Origin of the sequence: Streptomyces acidicola (assembly GCF_009377235.1) — a bacterium.
In the GTDB taxonomy this organism is placed as follows: Bacteria; Actinomycetota; Actinomycetes; order Streptomycetales; family Streptomycetaceae; genus Streptomyces; species Streptomyces acidicola.
The window spans coordinates 1-11,254 of sequence record NZ_VMNX01000282.1 but is presented as its reverse complement, the minus strand read 5'-3'; the positions used below and the strand labels follow the sequence as shown (position 1 = coordinate 11,254).

The following is an 11,254-nucleotide window of genomic DNA, read 5'->3' as shown; positions in this document are numbered from 1 at the left end:
GAGTACGAGGGGGCCGTGGGGCGGGGCTACCTGGGCCGAGGCTGCGTGGGCCGGGGGTATGTGAACCCGGCGCCCGTCATGGAGGACCGCCACATGGTCCGCGACCCCATGGTCGACGTAAACAGCCTCGAAGACCCCATAGGGCGCGCCCTTTCCCGGTGGGGCCAGCACATGGAACCCCGGGTAGCTCGCGAGTGCCAGTTCCACGGCGGCCCCGCTGAGCGCCCGCCCCACGACAGCCTGGTCCGGGTCGCGCACGACGAGCCGCAGCAGCGCGCTCGCGGTCTCCTCGGTGGGCGCGTCGGGGTGGTCGGTACGGGCGAAAGACCAGGTGACAGACGCCGGGCGGGACTTGGCCGCGTTCAGCGCGGTCTCCAGCTGGTCGCGCACCAGGGCGGCCTTCTTCTCGATGTCCAGCCCGGTCAGGACGAACACGACCTCGTTGCGGTAGCCGCCGATCCGGTTGAGGCCGACCTTGAGGGTGGGGGGCGGGGCCTCGCCGCGCACGCCGGTGATCCGTACGCGGTCGGGGCCCTCCTGGGTCAGTTCGACCGTGTCCAGCCGGGCGGTGACGTCGGGGCCCGCGTACCGGGCGCCGGCCGTCTCGTACAGGAGCTGCGCGGTGACCGTGCCGACGTCCACCACACCGCCCGTCCCCGGGTGTTTGGTGATGACGGCGGTGCCGTCCTCGTGGATTTCGGCGAGAGGGAAGCCCGGGTGGCGCAGTCGTCGTACGTCGTGGTCGGTGAAGAAGGCGTAATTGCCGCCGGTGGCCTGGGTGCCGCACTCCAGCACATGCCCGGCCACGACGGCGCCCGCGAGCCGGTCGTGGGCGTCCGATGTCCAGCCGAAGTGGGCGGCGGCCGGGCCGGTGACGAGGGCAGCGTCGGTGACCCGCCCGGTGACGACGACATCGGCGCCCTCCCGCAGGCAGGCCGCGATGCCGAACCCGCCGAGGTAGGCGTGCGCGGCGAGGGCACCTGAATGGCGGTGCGTGAGGTCGTCGCCCTCGACGTGGGCCACTCTGGCCCGGATACCGAGGCGGTCCGCCAACTCCCTTACGGCGTCGGCGAGTCCGGCCGGGTTGAGCCCTCCTGCGTTGGTGACGATCCGGACGCCTCGCTCGTGGGCGAGGCCGAGGCACTCCTCCAGTTGGCCGAGGAAGGTGCGGGCGTAGCCGGCGGCCGGGTCCTTCAGACGGTCACGGCCCAGGATCAGCATGGTCAGCTCGGCGAGGTAGTCGCCGGTGAGGACGTCGAGTTCGCCGCCGGTGAGCATCTCGCGCATCGCGTCGAAGCGGTCGCCGTAGAAGCCGGAGGCGTTGCCGATGCGCAGGGGCGGCGGGGTCACTGGGCGTCCGCCGTCGGGGGCCGCCCTGCGCCCGACGTCCCCAGGAGCCGTCCTGCCCCCGACGTCCCCAGGGGCCGTCCTGCCCCCGACGTCCTCGGGGGCCGTCCTGAGCCCGGTGGTCCCGCAAAGGCCTGGGCGATGTCCAGCCAGCGGTCGGCATCGGGGCCCTCGGCGCGTACGGCGAGGTCGGCGCGGTGGGCCCGCCGGGTGGCCAGGAGGCAGAAGTCGAGCGCGGGACCGGTGACCCGCTGGGCGGCGTCCTCGGGACCGTACGTCCGCAGGTCGCCGGAAGGCCCGACGAGCTCGACGCGGAACTCCTCGGCGGGTGCGGGAAGACCGTGCGTCCCGAAGGCGAAGTCCCTCGCGCGCACCCCGATCCAGGCCACATGCCGGAGCCGGTCCGTGGGTGTGCGCACCACACCCAGCGCGTCCGCGATGTCCTGGCCGTGGGCCCAGGTCTCCATCAACCGCGCGGTGGCCATGGAGGCGGCCGACATGGGCGGGCCGTACCAGGGGAAGCGCTTCTTTGTGGGGGCGGCTTCCAGGGTCCTGGCGAGTGCCTGCCGTCCGGCCCTCCAGTCGGCGAGGATTCGGGCGGGGGGCCTCGCGGCGCCCTCCTCCGCCCCCGCGTCGACGAACCGGTCCGGTGCGGCGAGGGCCTTCTCCACCTCGCCCGCGAAGGCCTCCGGGTCCGTCATGGCGAGCAGCGCGGAGCGGTCGGTCCAGGCGAGGTGGGCGATCTGGTGGGCGATGGTCCAGCCCGCGGCGGGAGTGGCGAGCGCCCACTGCTCCTCGCTCAACTCCCCCACGAGGGCGTCGAGTTCCTCGCTCTCCCGCTCCAGATCACCGAACACGTCCACGGTGACGCTCCCTCGGGCACGACGGTGTGTGCTCGGGAGCATGCCAGCGGGGACAGAAACAAGCAAGCGTGCTTGCATTTTTGGGTGCACGCCGGGGGGTGAGCCAGGGAGAGTGGACACGGCAGGGAGGGTCGAGGCCGGATCTCGCCGGGCCGCGACCCACAGCCCCCACCCGGTCCATTACTGTGTACGAATCAGTGCACTACACTGAACAAGTCCCGCTCGCCCCTCCTGGACGGCCCCCGTGAACCTCCCCAGCGCTGACCAGCCCGCATCCGCACCCGCGACCACGCCCGTGGCCGCACCCACGCCTACGCCCGCCGTGGCCGCCGCACCCACGTCGGCAGGCCCGCCACGGGGGCGGGGCGCCCTCGGGCCGGTCGGGCTTGTGCTGGCCGGGGGGATCTCGGTGCAGTTCGGCGCGGCGCTGGCCGTGAGCCTGATGCCGCGGGCCGGGGCGTTCGGGGTGGTGACGCTGCGGCTGGTGGTGGCCGCCGTCGTGCTGCTCATCGTCTGCCGGCCCCGGTTGCGGGGGCACTCGCGGACCGACTGGGGCACGGTGATCGTCTTCGGCATCACGATGGCCGCGATGAACGGCCTCTTCTACCAAGCAGTCGACCGTATCCCTCTCGGCCCCGCCGTCACGCTGGAGGTACTCGGCCCGCTCGCGCTGTCCGTGCTCGCGTCGCGCCGCGCGGTGAACCTGCTCTGGGCCGGGCTGGCGCTCGGCGGAGTGTTCCTGCTCAGCGGCGGGGGCTTCGGCGACCTGGACCCGGTGGGTGTGGCCTTCGCCCTGGGCGCCGGGGCCATGTGGGCGACGTACATCGTCTTCAGCGCGCGTACGGGGCGCCGCTTCCCGCAGGCCGACGGACTGGCGCTGGCCCTGGCGGTCGCGGCGGTGCTGATCCTGCCGTTCGGGATCGTCGAGTCCGGGGCACGGCTGCTCGACCCGGTCACGATCGCGCTGGGCGCCGCCATCGCCGTACTGTCGTCCGTCCTGCCGTACACGCTGGAGCTCCTCGCGCTGCGCCGGCTGCCCGCCTCCACCTTCGCCATCCTCATGAGCCTCGAACCGGGCATCGCCGCCACCGCCGGTTTCCTGGTCCTCAGCCAGGCCCTCTCCATCACCGAGGCCCTCGCCATCGCGCTGGTCATCGCGGCGAGCATGGGGGCGGTACGGACGCAGGTGGGGCGGGGGAAGGCGAAGGCGGCGCAAGGGTGAGTGGACCCCCGGGTCCCCGACGGGTAGGCCAGGTCCAGGGCTTTGAGCAGGGCCCGCCAGGAGCCCTTGCGGGGTGCGCCAGGGGGCAGGAGCCTACATCCGCTTGACCGCCAGCACTCGGTCTCAGCGGCGCGACATGTACAGAGCCAGCGCCTTGTGCAGCAGCAGGTTGAGCGGGAAGTCCCACTCTCCGAGGTACTCCACCGCCTGTCCGCCCGTGCCCACCTTGAAGCGGAGGAGGCCGAGGAGGTGACTGGAGTCGTCCAGGGTGTCGGTGATGCCGCGCAGGTCGTAGACGGAGGCGCCGAGCTCGTGGGCGTCGGTCATCATGCGCCACTGGATGGCGTTGCTGGGCTGAACCTCGCGCTTGCGGCTCGTCGAGGCGCCGTACGAGTACCAGACGTGCCCGCCGACCGTCAGCATCGTGGCCGCCGCGAGGACGTCGCCCTCGTGATGGGCGAGGTAGAGGCGCATACGGTCGGGGTCCTCGGCCGTGAGCACCCGCCACATGCGCTGGAAGTACGGGAGGGCGCGCGGGACGAAACGATCGCGCCCCGCGGTCTCGACGTACAACTCGTGGAAGGCGGGCAGGTCGTCGTAGCCGCCCTGGACCACCTTCACACCCGACTTGTCGGCCTTCTTGATGTTGCGGCGCCACTGCTGGTTGAAGCCGGAGCGGATGTCCTCCAGCGTCCGACCGGCGAACGGGACCTGGAACACGTACCGCGGCTGGCCCGGCGCGAAGCCGTCCTCGCCGCCCGGGTCCGGCTGATGCCAGCCCGTCCGGCGGAGTTCGTCGGCCACCGCCGCGGCCCGTTCGTCGTGCTCCGTGGCCCGCGTCCCGCGCAGCCGCCGGGCCGCCGGGTCCGCGATCGCCGCCTTGACCGTGTCCGCACTCCAGCGCCTTACGACCACGGGCGGGCCCATCTTCACGGAGAACGCCCCGCGCGACTTCAGGTACGCCAGCATCGGCTCCAGCCAGCGCTCCGCGAGGTCGGGCGCGTACCAGTCGATGACCGGGCCCTCGGGCAGGTACGCGAGGTGGCGCCGCAGCTTCGGCAAGGGGCGCCGCATCAGAACCAGGCCCACCCCCACCAGTCGGCCGTCCTCCTCGAACCACCCCAGACTCTCCGCCCGCCAGTCCGACTTCACATCGCCCCACGACGGCACCTGCATGTGGCTGGCCGAGGGGAGGGACTTCACGAACGCCAGGTGCTCGTCCCGGGTGATGGCCTGGAGGCGGAGCGGCATGCGGGGCTCCTCGTGGCGTGGTCGCGCTGCGTTGGTCGGATCGTCAGCCTAGGCACGCCGACTCACGGATGGCCGGTCGCCGCGCGGGGCGACCTGTCACCCCTGGTGGTGTGTTCGCCGAGTCGGCCGACTTAAGAACCCCTAACGAAATGGGGTGGCGGATGCACTCCGGCGGGGCGACGATCTCTCGGTACTCGCCGATGAAGGGGAAGCTATGGGCGACATCGCTCCGAGGGAGCTCATCTCCCTCGCCGATGACGAGGGGAACAGCGTCACCGTCAACGTCCTGGGGCGCAATCCCAGGTGGGCTGCTGGGCTCGATGCCGAGATCGTCGTCGGGACGCCCTTCGTGTCCGGCCGCTGTTACCTGGCGTTGTCCTTTTCGAAGCTGGAGAGCTGGTCCGACGCATTGGACAGGCTCGATGCTGGCCAGGGGGTCGCCTGGATGGAGATGAGCAGGGGGGCGTCCATCTTCATCCAACTCACTGGCGAGCGTGACTGTCCGGAGGTGGTCGTAGAGGACGAGTCAGGATCCATGGTCACCGTGCGTGTGCCGATCGCCCTGCCAGACGACTGGATCGCCGAGCACCGACAGCGTCTGCACCAGCTGATGAAGCACTGGGTTCCGATGCTCTCAGCGTAGGGAGACAAGCCGCCGCCAGCAGATGAGCGCACATCCAAGGGTGAGGAAAGCCTCGTGGATGTCGTCCCGTATCTCCCAGCGGATCCGCAGGCGGCGGAACCAGTGCAGGTGGGCGAAGGCGCGCTCCACGACCCAGCGTTGGGTGCCCAATCCGGAACCGTGCTCGGTGCCGCGGCGGGCGATCACCGGTTTTACGCCGCGGTCCCACACGAGACGACGGTACTTGTCGTGATCGTAGCCACGCTCGCCGAGTACGACGTCGGGACGGCGCCGGGGCCGGCCGCGCTTGCCCCGCACGGGCGGCAGGGCTTCGAGCAGCGGGATGAGCTGGGTGACGTCATTGCGGTTCCCGCCGGTCAAGGTGGCGGCGAGCGGGATGCCAGACGGTGGATGATGTGGCGTCGGGCGTTGGCGTATCCGTTCACGGGGCTCACAGGCCTGCCGACGGTGGGCAGGCACGCCTGAGTCACGCCCCGGGTTGTTCTTCGGTGCCGTGAGGTGTCTCGTCCAGTCCCGGGGACAGGCCCCGCCCCGGCCGTTCCTCCAACGCCCCCGCCAGCACCTCCGCCAAGTGCCTCCCCTTCCGTCCCTCCAGCTGTACCAACTGGGTGCGGCAGGAGAAGCCGTCCGCGAGGATCACCGTGTCCTTCGTCGCCGCGCGTACCGACGGCAGGAGTTGCTCTTCCGCGCAGGCCGTCGACACGTCGTAGTGGCCCTGTTCGAAGCCGAAGTTGCCCGCGAGGCCGCAGCAGCCGCCGCTCAGTTCGCCGGTCAGGCCCGCCGCCTCGCGCAGGCGGCGCTCCGCCGCGTCGCCGAGGACCGCGTGCTGGTGGCAGTGGGTCTGGCCCACGGTCGGGCGGTTCAGCACGGGAGGGGTCCAGTGTGGGGCCTGTTGTGCCAGCGTCTCGGCGAAGGTCCGTACCAGTGCGGCCAGTTGAGCGGCTCTCGGGTCGTTGTGCAGCAGTTCCGGTACGTCCGTGCGGAGTGTCGCCGCGCAGCTCGGTTCCAGGACGACGATCGGGGCGCCGGAGTCCAGGACCGGTTCCATGAGGTCGAGCGTGCGGCGCAGTACCGTGCGGGCGCGGTCCAGTTGGCCCGTCGAGATGTATGTCAGGCCGCAGCAGGGCCGGTCCCGGCGGAGGGCCGGGCCTAGCGCGTCCCGAGGTGTTCGCGACCTTCCATCCCCTATCGGCGCCCTCGCCCAGTGGGCCGTCGGGGGCAGGGCCACGGTCAGGCCCGCCTCCTCCAGTACCCGTACGGCCGCGCGTCCCACCGACGGCGACAGGTACTCCGTGAAGGTGTCCGGCCAGAGGATCACCACCGGCCCGGCACCGGCCCCGTCGGGCACCCGCCTGCGCGCCCACCAGCGGCTGAACGGCTCCCGCGCCAGCCGGGGGATCTCCCGCTCGGCCGCGATCCCGCCGAGCCGCTTGGCCAGCCGTGCCAGTGGTCCCACGGTGGCCAGGGAGTTCAGCAGCCGCGCCGCTCTCAGCCGGGCGACCGTCCGCAGCCATACCGGGAGCCACCCCATCGTGTAGTGCGCCGCCGGGCGCCGGCGGCCCGCGTAGTGGTGGTGCAGGAACTCCGCCTTGTACGTGGCCATGTCCACCCCGACCGGGCAGTCCGAACGGCAGCCCTTGCAGGACAGACACAGGTCGAGGGCGTCCCGGACCTCCGTGGAGCGCCAGCCGTCCGTGACCACCTCGCCCGCCAGCATCTCGTGCAGCAGCCGCGCCCGGCCCCGCGTGGAGTGCTCCTCCTCCCCGGTCGCGCGGAAGGAAGGGCACATGACCCCCGAGACGGGGGCGGCGACGGGGCTGGCGACGGAGCCGGATACGGGACCGGGGCCCGAACCGGAGCCGGAGCCCGAACCGGAGCCGGGGCCCGAACCGGCGGCCGTGGTACGGCACTTCGCCACCCCCACGCAGCGGCGCACCGCCGCCGAGAAGTCGCCGCCGTCCTCCGGGTACCCGAAGGCCACGTCCACCGGCTTGCGGGGCAGAACCGCGAACCTCAGGTTCGAGTCGAGGGGGGCGGGGCGCACCAGCATCCCCGGGTTGAGCAGGTCGTCCGGGTCCCACACGCCCTTCGCTCGCTCGAAGAGCCGGACCGCCTCCCGCCCGTACATCCTCGGGAGCAGCTCGGCCCGTGCCTGGCCGTCCCCGTGCTCGCCCGACAGCGAACCGCCGTGGGAGACCACCAGATCCGCCAGCTCCTCCGAGAAGCGGCGGAAACGGGCCACCCCGGCATCCGACATCAGGTCGAAGTCGATACGGACGTGGATGCAGCCGTCCCCGAAGTGGCCGTACGGCGTGCCGCGCAGGCCGTGGGCCGACAACAGCGCCCGGAAGTCCCGCAGGTACGAGCCCAGTCGCTGCGGCGGCACCGCGCAGTCCTCCCAGCCGGGCCAGGCCTCGGCGCCGTCCGGCATACGGGTCGCCGTGCCGCTGGCGTCCTCGCGGATGCGCCACAGGGTGCGCTGGGCGGCCGGGTCGGCGACCACGAGCGCGTCCACGACGTCGGCGGCCCGGACGACGGTGTCCGCGCGCGCCCGCGCCTCGGCCGACGAGTCGCCGCCCGTCTCCACGAACAGCCAGGCCCCGCCCCTCGGCAGCCCCGCGCCCTCGCGCACCAGGTCCGCCGCCATGCCCTCCACCGTCAGCGGCCGGTACGACAGCAGTCCGGCGGCCGCCTCCGCCGCCGCGCTCTCGTCGGCGTACGCCAGCACGGCCAGCGCACGCGCGCGGGGTGCCTGGACGAGCCGTACGACCGCCTCCGTCAGCACCCCGAGCGTGCCCTCGGAGCCGCAGAAGGAGCGGGCCACGTGCGCGCCGTTCTCCGGCAGCAGGGCGTCCAGGGCGTAGCCCGAGATACGGCGCGGGAGGCGGGAGAGGGAGGGGAAGTCCGTACGCAGGCGCGCCAGTTCCCCGTCCACCAGCGCCCGTAGGCCCTCCGGGGCACCGGCCCAGTCGCGGCCCGGCCGCAGCAGGTCACCCGTGCCGCTGATCACCGACAGCTCCTTGACGCTGTCCGCCGTCGTGCCCCAGGCCACGGAGTGAGACCCGCACGAGTTGTTCCCGATCATTCCGCCGAGCGTGCAGCGGCTGTGGGTGGAGGGGTCGGGGCCGAAGCGGAGGCCGTGCGGGGCGGCGGCCTCCTGGAGGCGGTCCAGGACCAGGCCCGGCTGGACGACGGCCTGCCGCGCCTCGGGGTCGAGGGACACCAGCCGGTTCATGTGGCGGGTGAAGTCCAGCACCACGCCCGTGCCCGTCGCCTGGCCCGCGATCGATGTCCCTCCACCGCGCGCCACGACCGGCACCCCGTGCTCCCGGCACACGGACAGCGCCGCGGCCACGTCGTCCGCGTCCCGCGGCGCCACCACGCCCAGCGGCACCCGGCGGTAGTTGGAGGCGTCCATGGTCGTCAGCGCCCGTGCGGTCGCGTCGAAGGCGACCTCGCCGCGCACGACCGCCCGCAGCCCGGCCTCCAGCCCGGCCCTCACTTCCCCGAGATCCGTCATGTCCCCAGGATGCCCCCCGCCACTGACAGCGACCGCCCGCTCACCCATCGCTCCACTCGCCGTCATCGCGTGTCACGAAGTGAGAAGTCCGGTCGGATTCCGAGAACGCCTCCGGAACCCACCCAACCCGATCACGAACTCCCATATAGTGACGGCCAGTTGAGCACCAAGTGTCACTTCACCGTCAGAACATGATCAAAAACCGGAGGTCGCGGAGGCGCGGAGGAGGTTCAAGGATGCGTCGACCACGGTCGACGCTCCGGCGGAGGGCACCCAGGGCGCACACCAGACACGGCACGTTCACAACGCGCACACCGCACCCAGCACGTACGGCAGGCACGTACGGCAGGCACGTACGGCAGGCACGTACGGCAGGCACGCACAGCACGCCTGCACAGCACGCAAGACAGGCACACATAGCACGCACAGCACTCCCGCATGCGTAACACGCAGCCACGCAGGGCACACACGCACCAAGCACGCACCCGAGGCCACGACCAACGCCACAGCCGAGGCGCGACCAGAGCCACAGCCGAGGCAAGGACCGAGGATCAACTCATGACGCCGCCCATCCCCCGAGGCGAACGGCCCGCCCTCCGCACCCTGGTGCCCGCTCCCCTGCTCACCGCCGTGCTCGCCGCGCTCGCCGTCGGCGGGTCGGTCGCGGTGGCGCCCGAGTCGGTGCGACCAGCGCTCGCCTGGGGCGCGGGCGCCGCCGCCCTCCTGCTCACCACCGTCGTCGCGACGGCCACACACGCCGCGCAGACCACCAAGCTCGTCCGCCGCCGCCTCGACGCCGTCTCCCAGGACGCGGGCCGACTGCTGCAGGAACGGGCCCGGTTGGCCGAGGAGTTGCGCCAGGAGCGGGCGCGGCTGAGCGACGACTACGCGCGAGAGCGGGCGCGCCTCGCGGAGGACTTCGAGCGCGAACGGACCCGGCTCGTCGAGGAGTCCGAACACGAACGGCGCCGGCTCACCGACGACCGCGCCCGCCTCGCCGAGGAGAAGGCCGAACTCGCCGACCGGGCCCGCAAGGCCGAGAGCGAACGCGCCGCCGCCATCGCCGCCACCGCCAACGCGGCCGGCCGTATGCAGGCGCTCGCCACCGGCACCCTCGCCGACCTGCGCGAGATGGAGGAGCGCCACTCCGACGAGGACGTCCTCGCCGACCTCCTGCATCTCGACCACCGCACCGCCCAGGCGAGCCGTCTCGCCGACTCCGTCGCCGTGCTCGCGGGCGCGCGTTCGGGCCGCCGCTGGGCGCGGCCGATCCCCATGGAGTCCATCCTGCGCGGCGCGATGGGCCGCATCGGCGGCTACCAGCGTGTGCGCCTGCACTCCTCCAGCGAGGCCGCCGTCGCCGGACACGCCGCCGAGGCTGTCATGCACGCGCTCGCCGAACTCCTCGACAACGCCGCGACCTTCTCCCCGCCCACGGCCGAAGTGCACGTGTACGTCGAGGAGGTGCCCGCCGGAGTCGTCGTCTCCGTCGAGGACGCGGGCCTCGTCATGAGCGACATCCAGTTGCGCCGCGCCGAACGCGCCGTCTCCGGCGAGGGCGCCGACCTCGGCGGGCTCTCCGGCACCCGGCTCGGCCTCGCCGTCGTCGGCCGCCTCTCCCGCAAGCACGGTCTGAAGGTGTCCTTCCGCCCGTCCGCACGCGGTGGCACCGGCGTGCTGATGCTCATCCCGCAGGACCTGCTGGCCGGCGCGCCCGCCTCGGCGCCGACACCAGCACCCACACCAGCACCGGCACCGGCCTCGCGGCCGACGCCCGCGCCGCGGACCCTCAGGCCGTCGTCGTACGCCACCGCCCGCGCGCCCCAGGACCTGGACCCCGAGCCCGTACCGACGCACGAGTCCGCGGCGAGCCAGAACGGCTTGCCCGCGAAGGGCACTCCCGCGATCGGCCTCTCTCCGGACATCCCGCCGTCGAGCGATCCGTCCAGCAATCCGTCCAGCGGTCTGCCCATTGACCGGCCCCTTGATCTGCCCAGCGGCCTGCCCAGACGCCGTCGCGGTCAGAGCCTCAACGCCGCCCAGGCCCGCACCCGCGACCGCATCCCGCCCCGGCCCGCGCCCGAGACCCGCCCCGCCTCCGATCCACAGACCAGGGCCGCCCGCTTCAGCAGCTTCCGCAGCGCCGTCCGCGGCACGGCGCCGGACCAGGCGCTGGTCCAGGGCACGACGACGGAGGCGCCGGTCGTACAGGAGCCCGTCGCACGGGAACCGGTCGTTCAGGAGCCGGTCGTCCGGGAACCGGTGGAGGACGCCGGCGCCGTACGCCACGCAGCGATCCGCGCCGAGCTCGTACGCCCACCGAAGACCGCCCCACAAGACGACGTGCCAGAAGCACCGGACACATCACCAGACACATCAGACGCACCAACGGCGCCCCACCCGCACCC

At 72.7% G+C, this 11,254-nt stretch carries 7 protein-coding genes and 1 pseudogene; 3 read left to right on the top strand and 5 right to left on the bottom strand.

Features of this window, described 5'->3' with window-relative positions:
• Both FPZ41_RS40510 and FPZ41_RS40505 read right to left on the bottom strand, forming a co-directional pair.
• The coding region (locus FPZ41_RS40510) for an acyclic terpene utilization AtuA family protein (protein ID WP_407698884.1) at window positions 1-1,287 on the bottom strand (1,287 nt) is incomplete at its 3' end.
• Window positions 1,288-1,346: 59 nt separating this feature from the next.
• Window positions 1,347-2,252, bottom strand: a complete 906-nt coding sequence (locus FPZ41_RS40505) for a TIGR03084 family metal-binding protein (RefSeq protein WP_194236393.1) — start codon at window positions 2,250-2,252, stop codon at window positions 1,347-1,349.
• A gap of 202 nt (window positions 2,253-2,454) precedes the next feature.
• Here FPZ41_RS40505 and FPZ41_RS40500 point away from each other — a divergent pair, with 202 nt between their 5' ends.
• Complete coding sequence (locus tag FPZ41_RS40500) at window positions 2,455-3,432, top strand: EamA family transporter (RefSeq protein WP_407698883.1); 978 nt, start codon at window positions 2,455-2,457, stop codon at window positions 3,430-3,432.
• A gap of 123 nt (window positions 3,433-3,555) precedes the next feature.
• Here the strand turns inward: FPZ41_RS40500 and FPZ41_RS40495 are convergent, their stop codons facing one another.
• The gene (locus FPZ41_RS40495; protein ID WP_152869097.1) at window positions 3,556-4,683 is read right to left on the bottom strand and encodes a lipid II:glycine glycyltransferase FemX; all 1,128 of its coding nucleotides are present in this window, start codon (window positions 4,681-4,683) and stop codon (window positions 3,556-3,558) included.
• Between the two features lie 214 nt (window positions 4,684-4,897).
• Between FPZ41_RS40495 and FPZ41_RS40490 the strand changes: the two genes are divergently transcribed.
• Entirely contained in the window at window positions 4,898-5,326 is a 429-nt protein-coding gene (locus FPZ41_RS40490; protein ID WP_194236392.1) for a DUF5959 family protein, read from the top strand.
• Here the strand turns inward: FPZ41_RS40490 and FPZ41_RS40485 are convergent.
• Together FPZ41_RS40485 and FPZ41_RS40480 are read right to left on the bottom strand one after the other, a co-directional pair.
• Window positions 5,318-5,740, bottom strand: a pseudogene (locus FPZ41_RS40485) (transposase); the annotation flags it as partial. The gene FPZ41_RS40490 and the pseudogene FPZ41_RS40485 overlap by 9 nt on opposite strands.
• A 52-nt stretch (window positions 5,741-5,792) precedes the next feature.
• Window positions 5,793-8,846, bottom strand: a complete 3,054-nt coding sequence (locus FPZ41_RS40480; RefSeq protein WP_152869093.1) for an FAD-binding and (Fe-S)-binding domain-containing protein — start codon at window positions 8,844-8,846, stop codon at window positions 5,793-5,795.
• A 558-nt stretch (window positions 8,847-9,404) separates the two neighbouring features.
• Between FPZ41_RS40480 and FPZ41_RS40475 the strand changes: the two genes are divergently transcribed.
• Window positions 9,405-11,254: ATP-binding protein (locus tag FPZ41_RS40475; protein ID WP_152869091.1), on the top strand; the 1,850-nt coding region annotated here is incomplete at its 3' end.